Origin of the sequence: Sunxiuqinia rutila, assembly GCF_050589705.1 — a bacterium.
Taxonomy (GTDB): domain Bacteria; phylum Bacteroidota; class Bacteroidia; order Bacteroidales; family Prolixibacteraceae; genus Sunxiuqinia; species Sunxiuqinia rutila.
Map to the genome: position 1 here is coordinate 93,014 of NZ_JBNGOT010000008.1, position 15,598 is coordinate 108,611.

Genomic DNA, 15,598 nt, shown 5'->3' on the forward strand with positions numbered 1-15,598 from the left:
AAAGTCCCAAATTTGTCGTCAGAGCTAATTATTCAAAAGATGAACCAAAAAATCCGGTTATGACAAAATTCGAATTTCAAGCAGCCATCCGGGAAGGCATTCCCAATCCACTTCCCCCTAAAAAAGCCTATGAACCGGCTATCAATCACGCTCCCAAGCGAAAAGACATTCTATCAAAAGCTGAAAAAATTCAAGCATTAAAAAATTCACTCCGTTATTTCCCGGAAGAGCAACATGCCATTTTGGCACCTGAATTTGCTGAAGAGCTCAACACTTTCGGGCGAATCTACATGCTTCGACTTCGTCCGGATTACGAAATGAAAGCCCGGCCAATTAGCGACTATCCAGCCAATTCTGTCCAAGCAGCCAGTATCATGCTAATGATTCAAAACAACCTGGATTATGCCGTAGCTCAACACCCACACGAGCTCATTACCTACGGAGGCAATGGGGCTGTTTTCCAAAACTGGGCACAGTATCGCCTTTGCATGAAATACTTGTCAGAAATGACGGATGAGCAAACCCTTGTTTTATACTCAGGCCATCCGATGGGACTTTTCCCATCACATCCCAATGCGCCACGGGTGGTGGTCACCAATGGGATGGTGATCCCGAATTATTCGGGACGTGATGACTACGAACGTATGAATGCGCTTGGAGTCACTCAATACGGACAAATGACTGCAGGTTCATTCATGTATATCGGACCACAGGGAATTGTGCACGGAACCACCATTACCGTGATGAACGCCGCTCGCCTGCAAGGAGCCACCGACATGGCTGGAAAAATCTTCGTTTCTTCCGGCTTAGGCGGTATGTCAGGCGCTCAGCCCAAAGCAGCTAAGATTGCCGGTATGGTTGGAGTTGTTGCCGAGATTAACCCCAAAGCCACACAGGTTCGTCATGAGCAAGGCTGGGTTGACGAGGTTTATGAAAATCTGGATGAGCTAATCGTTCGGATGCAGGAAGCCAAACAAAACAAAGAAGCGGTTTCAATTGCTTACCAAGGTAACATTGTTGATTTGTGGGAGAAATTTGCAGACGAAAATATCGTGGTTGATCTCGGTTCTGATCAAACATCGCTGCACAACCCATTTGGTGGTGGCTACTATCCTGCAGGAATCGATTTTGAAACTGCCAAACAAATGCTTGCCGAACAACCTGAACAATTTAAAGAAGAAGTTTATAAAACCCTGCGCCGGCATGTTGCAGCAATCAATAAACTGACTTCCCAAGGCATGTATTTCTGGGACTATGGCAATGCCTTCCTCTTGGAAGCTGGCCGTGCCGGAGCGGATGTGTTTAAAGCAGATCAGCAATTCCGTTACCCATCCTATGTACAAGATATTATGGGCCCGCTATTTTTTGATTATGGCTTTGGGCCTTTCCGCTGGGTATGTACCTCGGGAGATCCCATTGACTTGGCTCAAACAGATGAGATTGCAGCCCAAGTACTACGAGAAATCTACCAACATTCTCCCGCTGAAATTCAATCGCAAATGCAAGACAACATTCATTGGATTGAAGAAGCTGGAAAAAATCAATTGGTAGTTGGTTCTCAAGCCCGTATCCTTTATGCTGACGCAGAAGGACGGATCAAACTGGCACAAGCCTTTAACCAAGCAATTCGGGATGGAAAGATTTCTGCTCCGATTGTTCTGGGCCGTGACCACCACGATGTTTCCGGAACGGATTCACCTTACCGCGAAACATCAAACATCTATGATGGCTCGGCCTTTACAGCTGATATGGCTATCCAAAACGTCATTGGGGATTCATTCCGGGGAGCAAGCTGGGTTTCCATTCACAATGGCGGTGGTGTTGGCTGGGGCGAGTCAATCAACGGCGGCTTTGGACTCACCATAGATGGCAGTGCCGAATCAGACCAACGTTTGGAGATGATGCTTCATTGGGATGTGAATAATGGAATTGCCCGTCGCAACTGGGCTGGAAACCCATCGGCTGTTTTTGCCATTAAGCGAGCCATGGAGGCCAATCCAAACCTAAAAGTAACCTTGCCTCACGAGAGCTCTGATGAGACTTTAAAAGGTCTGTTTTAGGCTTGTTTGACCCTGTACTTTTTTAGGGTAAAGCTAAAGGTGCTGCCCTGCCCTACCTGAGAGTGAATCGCGAGTTTACCGCCATTCATTTCGATGAATTCGCGGCACAGCACCAGGCCAAGGCCCGAGCCTTTTTCGTTGCTCGTACCATAAGTTGACAAATGGTCGTTGGGATCTAAAAGCCTCGGGAGGTCGTTCTCTGCAATGCCAACACCGGTGTCCTTGATACTTACTTCGATGAAATTGGCATCCACCGGTTTTACAAGGATGTCAACTTTCCCATTTTCCGGTGTAAATTTCAGGGCATTCGAGAGTAGGTTACGAACAACCAGATCAACCATGTTGTGGTCCGCATAAACCAGCACTTCATCAGGAATGTTTGCCTTCAAGTCAATCTTTTTACGGGTGGCAGTTCGCGAATTTAAAATGATGTTATTCTTAATCACCAGATTTAGCTTCAGCTTCTCCGGTTTAAATTGAATGCTGTTTTTCTGCGCTTTAGCCCATAAAAGCAAGTTATCCAGCAAAAAATAAGTACTCTCTGCTTCATCGCGAAGTTCCTCAAGAATCTGACTGCGCAGTGCTTCATCAAACATTTCCGGAAATTCGGCCAACTGGCTCACCATGTCTTTAAAGGCTCCTATCGGGTTCCGCAAATCATGCCCGATAATCGACAGAAACTTATCCTTGGTCTGATTAACCCGCAGCAACTCTTCATGCTGTTCAATAATTTGCTTATTCTTCTGTTGCAACAAGTCATTCGCTCTTTTCCGGGCTTTATTGTAGCTTAACGAAAGGCCCACCAAAGCCAGCAGCAATGCAATGGCAACAATAAATGTTCGTGATTGAGACTTTTGTTTGATCAGCTGCAAATCTTTGATTTCATTATCCTTCTGCAGCAACTCAATTTCATTTTCTTTTTCTGAAAGATCCAACTCCGCCCGGTGAAGAGCCAATTGATGGGTTTGCTTCTCCAGTTTCAGGGAGTCAGCAATTGCCACATATTTTTTGTAATTCTCCAAAGCCCCGCTATCGTCTTTTTGTTTCTGAAGAATTTCTGATTTCAAGAGATAGGCTTTTTGAATTAACTCTTTCAAACCAATAGCCTTCGCCTCAATCAAACAGTCATCTACTATTTCATTGGCCCGAACCAGCTTGTCTTCATGCATATTAACCTGAGAAAGAATCAGCTTGGCATTAATCTCTCCCTCCTTCATACCAAGTGAATCAAAAACATGCAGGGATTGATTGGCATAATCGCGCGCCAACGCATTATCGCCTTTTAGCAAATAGGTCTCAGCCAATCCTACCTTTCCAATAGCCAGGTAAAAGTCGCTGATTGAGTTATTCTCTGCCAGGTCAAAAATCTGATCGTAGTACTGCAGGGCCATGTCGTACTGCCCTTTATCTTTGTATATTTCGCCAATGTTATTCAAGACAACCACCTTTCCAAGCAAATCGCCCGAGACTTCATAGGCACGAAGCGTTTTACGATAATACTTTAAGGCCAGATCATAGTCACGCCAGGCATGATAGTTGACTGCAATATTATTCATGATTCGCGCTACAACAGGCGCATTGCCCGAATACTCAAAATAAGCCAAAGCTTCTGTCATATAGCGCAATCCGCCGGCTCGGTCGCCTTGGTTGGTTAAAAGAGAACCGATGTTTAACTTGGCCCGCGCCTCCCAGTCGGGTAAACCTGCCTGCGTTGCCTTTTCCAGGGTTTCCTTAAACAACTCCATGGCTTTGGCATAATTTCCGGTATTCATATGAAAAGCAGCCAAAGCACTTAACCCAATGCTGATATACTTGGCATTTTTTATTTTGCGGGCAAGGGACAATGCGGGGGTAATAAACTTTTCCCCTTTGTTAAATTCACCGATTGCAATATAGCCAGTTCCAATTAACAGCTTAGCATAACAGAGTTCATTTGGTCTGTCGGAGTCAGCTAACAAAGCAAGTGCTTTTTCTCCATACTCAATCGTTTTTTCCGGAGTAAGATACAGGTAAGCGTCTGCCAATTCAAGGCTGGCATCAGCCAGATCAGCACCATGCAAACGGGGTAAAACCTCAAGCAGACTATCTATTTTTGAAGTTTGGACCTGCCCATGAATGGAAGTCATGGAGCTAAACAAAAGAAGAAAAAAACTTAATACTAGTTTCCTCAAAGCAAAAACTTTAATATTACTAGTAAAAATAACCTTAATTTATCTGTTTTTCCAAATTTTTTAGGAGAACATTAACTGATAAGGTCTGGCTAACTGCTCCTGGAGTTCATGAATACTGAAACTTCTGCTCTTCCGAATATACTCATGCCCGTCTAAAATCACCTGAAGGGTTGGCACCACAAAAATACGGTTTTGGGCCGCCAACTCCGGCGACTCATTGAGATTGACATAGGCCAGCTTAACCTTTGGAAAGTGCTGCCGGATCATTTCTCCCACTTTCGGTTTCAGCACTTTGCATACCTGGCACTCAACCGTTGAATAGTATACCAAAAGCGCAGGTTCATTGGCAACCAGCGCTTGATATTCTTCCAGATTTTGAATGGTTTGATACATATCAGTAGGCCCCAATGCTTAATAAAACCAATGTACAGGCTTCTTCAGCCTCTATCCCTTTGTTCTCCAGTTTTCGAACCAATTCCTGATTTTCCGTTCCCGGATTGAAAATAACCCGTCGGGGATTTAACTCAAAAAGGTAATCGTAATAATCGGGCTGATGGCGCGGCCCCACATAAAGCGTTACTGTATCAATTTCGGAGTAAGGCTTTTTAGACGTGTCAAACTCAACATCTTCCACTTTTCCTGCACGAGGAGCAATGGCCACAACTGGGTGTCCGTTGTTGCGTAAAGCTTTGATCGCCTTATGAGAATAGCGATCGGGGTTTTCGCTGGCCCCAATGACCAAGGTATTTTTTTTCATGATTCTTTTTTCACTAATAAGACAACAGCATGCGCCGACATGCCTTCTTCTCTTCCTTCAAAACCAAGTTGCTCGGTGGTCGTTGCTTTTATTGAAATGGCTAGATCATCAGCCTGCAGCACTTCCGTCAGCTTTTGCTCCATCAAAGGAATATGATTTTTCAACTTAGGCTTTTGGGCTGCAATGGTAATATCTGCATTCCCCAATACGTAGCCTTTACTTTCGACCAAGTCTTTTACTTTGGCCAGCAATATTTTACTATCCACATTTTTAAAATCGGCTGAATTATCCGGAAAGTGATAACCAATGTCGCGAAGCTTCACGGCTCCGAGCATCGCATCACATAAGGCATGAATAATCACATCGCCATCAGAATGGGCAACGGTTCCTTTATCATGTTCAATAAGGATACCTCCCAACCACAGGCTTTCTCCGACAGCTAAACGATGAACATCGTAGCCGTACCCAATACGAAATGGCATCATCGGCGTTGGTTGTTAAAAGATTCGAAATCAAATGAGAGTGTAAAACGTAAGGTGTTTTCAAGCGGATGATTCCGCACCGTTGGTATCAGGTAAGAAAAATCAAGGGCAAAAACATTCAATTTCAAGCCCGCACCTGCTGTCATAAATTTTCGGTTTCCTTTATTTTCATTCTCATAAAAATAACCAACGCGCAAGGCAAACTGCTTGTTGTACCAATATTCAGCCCCCACGGCATAGCTAATCTCCTGCAATTCTTCTTTCAGCCCGCCGGGCGCATCGCCAAATGAACTGAAGATACCGGAGATTACCGATTTATCCTCGCTAAAACCACCTTCCACAATATCAACTGAATCTGTACTTGGTGTAGGAACCAATAATTTATTGATATCAAAATAAAAACCGATGGTGTTGTATTGATCCATCTCGGTTTGATAACCGACTCCCAACTTCAGGTTGGTAGGAATAAAGTCTTTAGTTTGCCCGTCGGTATAGGAAATTTTACTTCCGATGTTGGAAATATTAATACCGGCCGAAAAAACGGACTCCTTCCGGTTCACCCGCATTTCATTCTGGTAATAAAACGCAATGTCAGCCGCGTAAGAGTTACCTGCTGTTGATGGCACTCCATTAACCAACTGTCCGCCGGTTAAATCCGACCGGATGTAACGCATGGCCACCGATCCGGAAAAATGGTCGCTTAACAAACGGGTGTAAGCCACATCAATCGCAAACTCATTGGGACTTTGCTGACCTTGAAAATCACCATAATCACTCATAAACGATATGTCGCCCAGTGAAAAGTAACGGAGTGAAGCACTGATGGTCTGTAAGTCATCCAGGCGTTTATACCCCACCAGGTAGGCCAAATTAATGTCATCAACCAGGTTGCGCAGCCAAGGGGTATAAGAAAGAGCAACCCCCATCTCGCTATCGATAAAAGCATATTTCGCAGGATTCCAATGCTGAGAATTCATGTCTGGCGTAGAGGCAACTCCGGCGTCTCCCATTGCTCCGGCCCGTGAGTCAGGCGCAATTGTCAGAAAAGGCACACCGGTTAAAATTGTGTTAGCTCCTGTTGTTGATGAAGTGGCCTGTGCAAAAGTCTCGTTGGAGAAGAGCATAAGTCCAATCAAAAAAGCAAGAACTGTAAATCGTTTTTTCATTATCACTATTTCAAGGTATTGAATTGCAAATATAGATCATCGTAAAAGAGTTCCCAAGCAGGAAACCCAAAATGGAGAACGTAGCGTAAGGCGTAAAAAGTATATCACAGAACAAACTAATAGCGCGAAATAATAATTTTACCGGCTTTGTTGGCCGAATAACCATCGTCGGCTGTAATGATAACCCGATAAAGGTAAGCGCCGTTGCGCACCAACATCTGGCTTTCATTGATTGGCCACACCAACGGTAAACTTTCCGTTCCGTTTGAACCCAGACGCTGTTTTAACACCTCGACCAAACTGCCGGACAGGTTGTAGATTTCCAGCTGGGTATCGAACGATTCATCCGGACGATTGTGCGTAAATACAAAGTTAGCAAAATCACTGGCCGGATTGGGATAAGTTTCCAAACTTAGAATTTCGAGCTTGGAATCAACCACAAACCGAATTTCAACCTCTGTGGAGTTATTCAGCACATCCCACACTTTAAACTTGAGCGTGTGCTCCCCCACACTCAGGTTGTTCAGGGGAAAAATAACCTGTCCTTTTTTATAGCTGTCCTTTTCACTCAAAAAATAATCATTCAGCACCATCACATTCGAATAATCATCATCCAGAACCAGCGTAATATCATGCCCGATTCCTACCCCGATGGTATTGATTCCATGCTCATCTTCAATATTAACAATTAAAACAGCATTTTTTCCAACCCGGTCGCCCGATTTAAACTCCGGACTATTCAGGTAAAGATCAACGGCAGGCCCTTCCGTATCATTAACGGAACCATCAACCGCACCTCCAATCTCAAACTCATCAAAAACGCCATGTGCATCAAGCTCGCCATTGTTGGCATAGTAGCTGATTTTACCGCTTCCCACAGCATAAGAAATGTCTTTGGGGATGATAAATGAGAATTCAAACCGGCCATCAGTCACCGAAGTAACTCCCTTGTAAATAACATGATCCTGCATTTCAAAACTGAAAGGCTCTTCACCATTATTTCCCAGCGTTTCCACCGGATATTTCTTGTCATACACCACCGGCATCAACTCGCCATTGAAATCGGTCAACACCTTCCCGGTATGATCTGCGACCTTCCCAGCAATGGTCACCACCGACAAGGCTCCTAACTCTTCGGTCAGTTCACTGACTGGCTGACCATTGATCGTTTCTGTTTGAACATGAAATTTCGGGAAAGCCAAGCGCAGTGCAGGATCGGCCAGGAGTGTAAAACTTCGTTTATTAATTCCGGTATTGACCCCGTTTTTGGAGCGCTTCAGCACATCGCCCATGCGCAGGTTATTACCGTGCTCATCCTGACTAAACACATGGGCATAAAATTCTTTGTTCAGCACATAATTCGGATTGGAATAAACAACCCGGGTGGTACTGAAAAGGCCGATGCCTCCACCATTGGGATTGAAAAGAATGTGCTCACCCCCACTCTTCTCATCGGCATCAAACCGACTGATCTCACAAGTTGCCGTAACAAAAACCGGAAGCTTATTATAGTTCGACCAGTTATCAATTTCACTGGGGGTTAACACCTTTTCGGCAGCCAGCGTCGTTTCGCTGGCATGTCCGGTATAATTCAGGATCAGCACCCCTTCTTTTACCCGATTGTTAATGGCCTCGTTCACTTCCGGATACCGGTTGCCACTGGTTGTTGACTGTTCCTGATAAGCATCAAAATAGATTTTATCGGTATAAAATGCCGAACTGGTTTCATTGACAATCGTGGCTAATCCCTCCGCTTGAGTCATATGCACATTGGAGTCCTCATCGTCGCCAATAAAGGCAATAACATTCCGCCAGTTGCCCAGTGAGCTGTTGCTGGCATAATTCCTGATTTTATCAACGGCAATTTTTGCTTCAGCAACGGTATTGGCCGGAATACGTCCGATTCCCAAATCAATCATCCCCTGATATTCACCTTCGCCTTCATCCAAAAGCACAAAAAAGTCGTCGGTAACAAAAGACGAAGTTGGCAACAGGGAGTTGGGCGACTGGTAAGTCAAAATAAGATTGGTTGCTTCCCCGCGAATGTTTTTATTGTCATAGCTGCCATCACCAAACAAAAGCACATATTTCAGCGATGAATTCGGCTGCTGGTAAAGCATTTTCAAAAAATTGCGGATACCAGCCACATCGGGCGCTCCTCCGGAGAATTCATTGTAAATTTTGTCAGGAGTCACCACTTCAACGGCCAAGGCTCCATTTTGCCCATGAAATTGAGCCAAGGCATTAGCTTCATTCAAAAAGTCAGGATGTGTAATAATTACCATATCCATCCCGGTCAGGCCATGCAGGTTTTGTGCATCAATCGGTCCAACCAACTCCGGCCGGGGCAATTCAGCCCTCGTATTGAAAGCCACAAACTCACACAACTCATCGGTAGCTGCTTTAAAACTCGCCCGGCTATTTTCAATGGAAAAAGGCATGGATACAGGCTGAGTAAAATCAGTTACATCCCAAATCTGCCAATCGCCGCTGGAAACGGTTAAGTCAAATTGAGTCAGCATACCGCTTCCAACACTGGCTAAATCACGAAACACCAATTGATCCTTCACCTCGAGCTTGCGCCGATAGTTCAATCTTATAAAGTCGAGCCAGGCAAAGGAAGTGTTGTTCGAAGCGCTGTAGCGCAAGCCAACATTCAGGCGCTCTTCGGAAGAGGTAATTTCGTACGAGGTACTTTCCAGGTCGGCATAGGTGGCAACAGCATCGCCCATATTCACTGGGGTGAAATTTAAGGCATCAACATTCGATTTATTAAGACTCACCTGAAAGGCAGAACTACTTCCCGAACGTCCGGCCCCGGTCAAATCAACATGAACAGTTCGCGCGTCGGCCAGGTTTGAAAGTGGTAAAACCACAGACCGGCTTTGCCCGTTCGAAAACTTTTCGCCAAACCACCTTCGCCCAGAACGGATCAGGTTTTCCTGTTCCAGTTCATGAACCAATCGCTCATCAAAAGTGGAAGTCTGGTAATTGGCAAGGGCTATAATTTCAGGGGCCGTGACAATCGTCATTTGACTGCCCTGATCCGTTAAAAAGTAATAGGCATGATCCGAATAATCGTTTCGCGCATGAACAAACTGTCTGGTGGTTTCATCCAACTCCCAGCGCACTGTTCCGGTAGCATAAAAGAACAGGCACTTTTCTCCCTGACCATTCTGCCCATGAAAAATTGCGTTTTGTTGTAAGTCATCCCAGTAGAATTCGTCGTTCATTTTTGGCAGCATATAACCTCCGTTGCCATACAAACAAACAGTTTCAGGCTGGCTAAAGCCCCACTCCTGAAGCTGAGCGTATGTAATTTGATGTACTCCCTCTGCAGTAGTTTTTATTTTCACCCATCTTCCGGAAGCCAAAACCGACGATCGCGTCTGAACCTCATTCTTCAGGCGTACGGACTTCGCCGACACAGTATATGTCTCGATATCAAATGAAACCAAGCGCTTTAACGAATTACCTTTCTGAATAACTGGCATAAAATGAAGCATGGCGAAAAACTTCCCATCCGAGGAGCCATAGCGGGGCTTAACTACAAGCGAGTCACCTAACGCTTTCAACTCCGTTCCTTGGCCATCAATCGTCTCAAACACAAAGTTGACCAGTTCAATCCGTTTATTGGGTCCCTCCAGTTCAATTATCTCCTGATAAATGGGCAAACCATCGTCGGAGATGTAAGCCTGTTCGAATGCTCCGAATGGTTGAAGACCGCTCATTGTTGCTGCATCCGTCCACAAAATCTGACGTTGATCAGGAAGGGCAGACACAGCTTCTGAGTACAAGAAAATAATTAAAATAAACAAATATAATCTCATCAAAACAAGACTCTTGATTTAAAAATGAAACACCTTCAACCATAAATCCCTAACAATTAAGGATCATTAATCAAAGAGAATAATGTCGTTTTCTCTTGCAAATAGGCAAAAATACAAAGACTATTCAACAATTTCTTATTAAAAAGTTGTACAAACCAAACAATAAGAATAGAACAATTTAGTTATATTTGTGCATAATAAAATCAAACTGAAAATACAGATGATGAAATTTAAGGCCGTATTATTCTTAAGTTTGGCTGTCTTGATGGCAGGTTGTGGGCTTTTAGGGAAAGGTGGCAAAGCAAAAAAAGCATCAAGTACAACCGGATGGGAATACAACAATCCTGACAACGGAGGTTTTCAAGCCGATGGCGATTACAACCAAATTACAGGCCCCGGACTCACCTTCATCGAAGGGGGAACATTCACAATGGGACGTGTGGAGCAAGACGTTATGTATGATTGGAACAACATGCCCCGACGGGTAACTGTCGCTTCGTTTTATATGGATGAAACCGAAGTTTCGAATCTTGACTACCGTGAATTCATTTTCTGGCTTCAACGGGTTTACCCGGAGCACCCGGGAAAAGCCAAAGCGGCCCTGCCTGACACCTTGGTATGGCGCAAAGAGTTGGGCTATAACGAACCTTATATCCAAAACTATTTCAGACATCCTGCTTACAGCGACTATCCTGTAGTTGGAGTTAGCTGGTTGCAAGCCGACGCTTATTGCAAATGGCGGACAGATCGTGTCAACGAGCAAATTCTGGTTGATCGTGGCGTACTGCAACACGACAACACCCAAACAGGTCAGAATGTCTACACGACAAACAGCTATTTGGCCGGACTTTATGAAGGTACAGAAGGCGATAATCCCATTGAAGATGCTGCCGGAAATGCGCGCAAGCTTAAGTGGGAAGATGGAGTTCTGCTCCCCAATTACCGGCTTCCAACCGAAGCAGAGTGGGAATATGCAGCCTACGGTTTGATTGGAAATGCCGATGGCGAATTATTGACTGAGCGCAAACTTTACCCTTGGAATGGAAGTTACCTGCGCGATGACTCCAAAAAAGACCGCGGACAGATGATGGCAAACTTTGTTCGTGGTCGTGGAGATATGATGGGTATGGCTGGTGCTCTTAATGACAACGCCGACATTACAGCTCCAGTTAATTCATACCATCCCAATGATTATGGTCTGTATTGTATGGCCGGAAATGTAAACGAATGGGTTGCTGACGTATACCGTCCGATGAACCAACAGGATGTTGACGAATTTCAACCTTTCCGCGGAAATGTGTTCACGCAATATCGCCGGGATGGAGATGGAAATCTGGTTCGCAACGAATATGGCGAGTTAATTCAGGACACCATTGCTGATTACCGCAACTTTAAAGATGGAGACTACAGTTCTCAGATCATTGAAGGACCGGACTGGCAAGCCTTACAGGATCAGCTGTCCACTGAAGATATGTATCTGAAATCAGACGAAGCCGGACAATTCACCTCGTTAATTTCAGACAACGTGCGGGTTTACAAAGGTGGATCATGGAAAGATCGTGCTTACTGGCTCATTCCTGGGACACGACGTTATCTGGAACAAGATCAGGCAAGCAATGATATTGGTTTCCGTTGTGCAATGACAAGAGTAGGAAGCCCTCAGGGGTTCTAAAAAAAATAAGCAAATTCCATTTAAACCTCATTTGAAAAAATGGGGTTTTATTTTTTCTGAACACATGAATATAGAACAACTTTACGAACAGTTTCTAAAGCATCCCACCTTATCGACTGACAGTCGACAAATTACTCCCGGATGTATTTTCTTTGCCCTGAAAGGGCCCAATTTTGACGGAAACAAGTACGCTGCCGATGCCTTGGAGAAAGGAGCAGCCTACGCGGTAGTTGACAGTATGAACCTGCCAGAAAACGACCGATTCTTTGTCGTTCGCGATGTGCTTACTACCCTACAGCAACTAGCTGCCCATCATCGCCAGCAACTGGCAATACCCGTACTGGGGATTACCGGAACCAATGGCAAAACAACCACCAAAGAACTGATCGTATCCGTTCTGCAACAAAAGTATAAGGTAAGTTCTACCCAAGGCAATTTAAACAACCATATTGGCGTTCCTCTCACCTTGCTATCCATGACCAGCCAAACAGAGATTGGCGTTGTGGAGATGGGTGCTAACCATCCGGGAGAGATTGCCGCCCTTTGCCAAATTGCCGATCCGGATCTGGGCATAATCACCAACATCGGGAAAGCACACTTAGAAGGGTTCGGCTCCTTTGAAGGAGTTATTCAAACCAAATCAGAGCTTTATGACTATCTGCGCAATAAGCAGGCTGCCTGCTTTATCAACCAGGATAATGAGCTGCTAATCCGACAAGCCCAAGGGCTTGAGCAGTTAAGCTACGGACAGTCAGAACAGGCACAACTTCGTGGCGAAGTACAGGAGTCACCGTACTACCTCACCGTAAAAGCCCTTTTTCCAAAAGGCTGGCTTTACCTGAAATCGAAACTGATTGGAAACTACAATTTTGAAAACATACTGGCAGCAGCCCGCATTGGTCTGCACTTCCAGGTTGATCCGCTGGCCATCCAGAAAGCTATTGAAAGCTACTTGCCCAGTAACAACCGCTCGCAACTCATTACCCAAGGCAGCAACAAGCTTATCATGGATGCCTACAACGCCAACCCAACCAGCATGATGGCTGCACTGAAAAACTTCACAGCAATGAATCATGCTGGCAAAATTGTCATTTTAGGTGATATGCTTGAACTGGGCGGACAATCGGCTATGGAGCACCAAAAGATTGTCGATTTCTTACAAACGCAAGAACTGGAGAAGATCCTCCTGGTTGGCCCTGAATTCGAAAAAACGGAAACGAACGCTCTAAAAGCAGAGAAGTTCGACCATGTCGAACTTCTCTCTGACTACCTATATCAACTAAAACCATTTGTGAATAAATTGATTCTGATTAAAGGCTCACGCGGCATAAAACTCGAACGCGTCCTTTCCTTGTTTCTATAAATTTATTCTCTAAAGTGCTTTTGTAAACGTTAAGCAACTGGCTTCTCTACTTTAAGCACTTCTGAAATTGCCTGCTCCAGTGTCGCTTTGGGTAAAGCCCCTTGCGCCATCTGGGGTTGGTTATCTTTTGGAACAAACAACAAGGATGGAATACTCTGAATACCGAACATCGACGATAATTCACGTTGATCTTCTGTATCGACCTTGTAAATTTTGATGGCCTCTCCATACTCTTTTTGTAACTCCTCCAAAACCGGCGCAATCATTTTACATGGGCCACACCAGTCGGCATAAAAATCAATTAAGCAAGGTGCATCACCTTCGTATTTCCAATCTTTATTTTGTTCAAAGTTGAAAACTTTCTCTTTAAATGTCTCTTTGGTTAAATGTTCTAACATGACTTTCTATTTTTATTATGCAAATATATAAATTTTTAGATATCTAAATATCAATCGCCGTGCCATTTTTATTTTCTACCCCATATTAGACTTTAAGGTAGAGAAATAATTGTAATTTTGGCACAGTTTTAAACAATTTGTCACACTTGCATCTTTTATTAAGGTTTAAAACCTCTTATTTATTTCATGAAAAAACATTTGCAACACCCTATATTCTCTATCATTTCGGAAGAAGCCGATCAGCTAGGACAAGCCTGTTTCGTTATAGGCGGTTTTGTCAGAGATTTATTACTGAAAAGAAATTCACCGGACATTGATGTGGTCACTTTAGGCAGTGGTATTGAACTTGCCAAAAAAGTAGCGCGCAGAATTGGTCCCAAAACACCCGTCAGTGTTTTCAAAAACTTTGGTACAGCCATGCTAAAGTATCAGGAACTGGAAGTTGAATTTGTTGGAGCTCGAAAAGAATCTTACCAGCACGACTCCCGCAAACCCATTGTCGAAGACGGCTCTCTGGAAGACGATCAGAAAAGGCGCGACTTTACTATTAATGCACTGGCCATTTGTCTGAACAAGGACCAATTTGGAGAGTTGATTGATCCTTTTGGCGGAATTGAAGATTTGAAGAAAAAAATTATTCGCACTCCGCTGGATCCCTCCATCACCTTCTCCGATGATCCGCTTCGGATGATGCGTGCCATCCGTTTCTCAACCCAATTGAATTTTATAATTGAAGAAAAAACCCTCGAAGCAATTGCACAAAATAAGGACCGCATTAAAATTGTTTCCAACGAGCGAATCATTGAGGAGCTAAATAAGATTATTTTAGCCGACAAGCCCTCCAAAGGCTTTAAGCTACTGGAAAAAACCGGTTTATTGAAACTCATTTTCCCCGAGCTAAACCAGCTAAAAGGCCGTGAAGAGGTTAATGGCATTGGACATAAAGACAACTTCTACCACACCCTGGAGGTACTGGACCGCATTGTTCCAAATACCGATAACTTGTGGTTGCGCTGGTCAGCCCTGCTCCACGACATTGCTAAACCGCGCACCAAGAAATTTATTCCCGGTCAAGGCTGGACATTTCATGCCCACAACTTTATCGGAGCGAAAATGATTCCCGGCATTTTCCGCCGCATGAAGCTGCCCATGAACGAAAAAATGAAATACATCCAAAAGATGGTTTCCCTGCATATGCGTCCAATCGTTCTGTCGGAAGAAGAAGTCACGGATTCGGCCATACGCCGTCTGCTGTTTGAGGCCGGTGATGAAATTGACGATCTGATGACCTTGTGTGAAGCAGACATCACTTCGAAGAATGAGACCAAAGTAAAACGGTACCTCAAAAACTTCCAACTGGTTCGCGAAAAGCTAAAAGACCTGGAAGAGCGGGATCATATCCGTAACTTTCAACCACCGGTTTCCGGCGAAGAGATTATGGAGGTTTTCAATCTCTCCCCTTCCCGCGAGGTGGGTGATATAAAAAGTGCCATCAAAGAAGCAATTCTTGAAGGAGAGATTCATAACAACCATGACGAAGCCTTTGAATACATGATTAAAGTAGCGGAGAAAATGGGATTAAAGCCAGTGAAAGAATAAAAATCTATAGGAATTCACCAGATACTCAAAGGAGAGCATTGTTAGCAATGATCTCCTTTGCTGTTCATAACAACAGTCTTCGGGTCGAAATTACACATCA

At 44.3% G+C, this 15,598-nt stretch carries 11 protein-coding genes; 4 read left to right on the forward strand and 7 right to left on the reverse strand.

Going from position 1 to position 15,598, the window contains the following annotated elements; genetic code table 11:
• Positions 1-59 precede the first annotated feature (59 nt).
• Entirely contained in the window at positions 60-2,060 is a 2,001-nt protein-coding gene (gene hutU / locus ACRD6K_RS11755; RefSeq protein WP_430973405.1) for a urocanate hydratase, read from the forward strand.
• On the opposite strand, the gene ACRD6K_RS11760 is transcribed toward hutU, so the two are convergent.
• The 6 genes from ACRD6K_RS11760 to porU form a co-directional block, all read right to left on the reverse strand.
• Entirely contained in the window at positions 2,057-4,231 is a 2,175-nt protein-coding gene (locus ACRD6K_RS11760) for a sensor histidine kinase (RefSeq protein WP_430973406.1), read from the reverse strand. The genes hutU and ACRD6K_RS11760 overlap by 4 nt on opposite strands.
• A gap of 60 nt (positions 4,232-4,291) precedes the next feature.
• Positions 4,292-4,624, reverse strand: coding sequence for a thioredoxin family protein (locus tag ACRD6K_RS11765; protein ID WP_430973407.1), 333 nt, complete (start codon positions 4,622-4,624; stop codon positions 4,292-4,294).
• A gap of 1 nt (position 4,625) precedes the next feature.
• Positions 4,626-4,988: a CoA-binding protein gene (locus tag ACRD6K_RS11770; RefSeq protein WP_430973408.1), complete on the reverse strand. Its 363-nt coding sequence runs from the start codon at positions 4,986-4,988 to the stop codon at positions 4,626-4,628.
• Positions 4,985-5,473 carry a 2-C-methyl-D-erythritol 2,4-cyclodiphosphate synthase gene (gene ispF / locus ACRD6K_RS11775; protein ID WP_430973409.1) on the reverse strand — a complete coding sequence of 163 codons (489 nt, stop codon included), beginning with the start codon at positions 5,471-5,473 and terminating at the stop codon, positions 4,985-4,987. The genes ACRD6K_RS11770 and ispF overlap by 4 nt, the downstream gene beginning before the upstream one ends.
• Positions 5,470-6,636, reverse strand: coding sequence for a type IX secretion system outer membrane channel protein PorV (gene porV / locus ACRD6K_RS11780; RefSeq protein WP_430973410.1), 1,167 nt, complete (start codon positions 6,634-6,636; stop codon positions 5,470-5,472). The genes ispF and porV overlap by 4 nt, the downstream gene beginning before the upstream one ends.
• Before the next feature lie 116 nt (positions 6,637-6,752).
• Complete coding sequence (porU, locus tag ACRD6K_RS11785; protein ID WP_430973411.1) at positions 6,753-10,466, reverse strand: type IX secretion system sortase PorU; 3,714 nt, start codon at positions 10,464-10,466, stop codon at positions 6,753-6,755.
• A gap of 220 nt (positions 10,467-10,686) precedes the next feature.
• Between porU and ACRD6K_RS11790 the strand changes: the two genes are divergently transcribed.
• Together ACRD6K_RS11790 and ACRD6K_RS11795 are read left to right on the forward strand one after the other, a co-directional pair.
• Complete coding sequence (locus tag ACRD6K_RS11790) at positions 10,687-12,138, forward strand: SUMF1/EgtB/PvdO family nonheme iron enzyme (protein WP_299579383.1); 1,452 nt, start codon at positions 10,687-10,689, stop codon at positions 12,136-12,138.
• A gap of 64 nt (positions 12,139-12,202) precedes the next feature.
• Positions 12,203-13,501 (forward strand): UDP-N-acetylmuramoyl-tripeptide--D-alanyl-D-alanine ligase, encoded by a 1,299-nt coding sequence (locus tag ACRD6K_RS11795; protein WP_430973412.1) that lies wholly within the window; start codon positions 12,203-12,205, stop codon positions 13,499-13,501.
• Between the two features lie 29 nt (positions 13,502-13,530).
• Here ACRD6K_RS11795 and trxA read toward each other — a convergent pair whose 3' ends face one another.
• Positions 13,531-13,899, reverse strand: coding sequence for a thioredoxin (gene trxA, locus ACRD6K_RS11800; protein WP_299579389.1), 369 nt, complete (start codon positions 13,897-13,899; stop codon positions 13,531-13,533).
• A 186-nt stretch (positions 13,900-14,085) separates the two neighbouring features.
• On the opposite strand from trxA, the gene ACRD6K_RS11805 reads away from it, so the two are divergent.
• Positions 14,086-15,498: a CCA tRNA nucleotidyltransferase gene (locus ACRD6K_RS11805; RefSeq protein WP_299579393.1), complete on the forward strand. Its 1,413-nt coding sequence runs from the start codon at positions 14,086-14,088 to the stop codon at positions 15,496-15,498.
• Positions 15,499-15,598 lie beyond the last annotated feature (100 nt).

Bases quoted from the DNA above. Each gene is read 5' to 3' on its own strand.
- trxA (WP_299579389.1), bottom strand. From the start codon at position 13,899: ATGTTAGAACATTTAACCAAAGAGACATTTAAAGAGAAAGTTTTCAAC.
- ACRD6K_RS11790 (WP_299579383.1), top strand. From the start codon at position 10,687: ATGATGAAATTTAAGGCCGTATTATTCTTAAGTTTGGCTGTCTTGATG.
- ACRD6K_RS11765 (WP_430973407.1), bottom strand. From the start codon at position 4,624: ATGTATCAAACCATTCAAAATCTGGAAGAATATCAAGCGCTGGTTGCC.
- ispF (WP_430973409.1), bottom strand. From the start codon at position 5,473: ATGATGCCATTTCGTATTGGGTACGGCTACGATGTTCATCGTTTAGCT.
- ACRD6K_RS11805 (WP_299579393.1), top strand. From the start codon at position 14,086: ATGAAAAAACATTTGCAACACCCTATATTCTCTATCATTTCGGAAGAA.
- porU (WP_430973411.1), bottom strand. From the start codon at position 10,466: ATGAGATTATATTTGTTTATTTTAATTATTTTCTTGTACTCAGAAGCT.
- hutU (WP_430973405.1), top strand. From the start codon at position 60: ATGACAAAATTCGAATTTCAAGCAGCCATCCGGGAAGGCATTCCCAAT.
- porV (WP_430973410.1), bottom strand. From the start codon at position 6,636: ATGAAAAAACGATTTACAGTTCTTGCTTTTTTGATTGGACTTATGCTC.
- ACRD6K_RS11795 (WP_430973412.1), top strand. From the start codon at position 12,203: ATGAATATAGAACAACTTTACGAACAGTTTCTAAAGCATCCCACCTTA.
- ACRD6K_RS11770 (WP_430973408.1), bottom strand. From the start codon at position 4,988: ATGAAAAAAAATACCTTGGTCATTGGGGCCAGCGAAAACCCCGATCGC.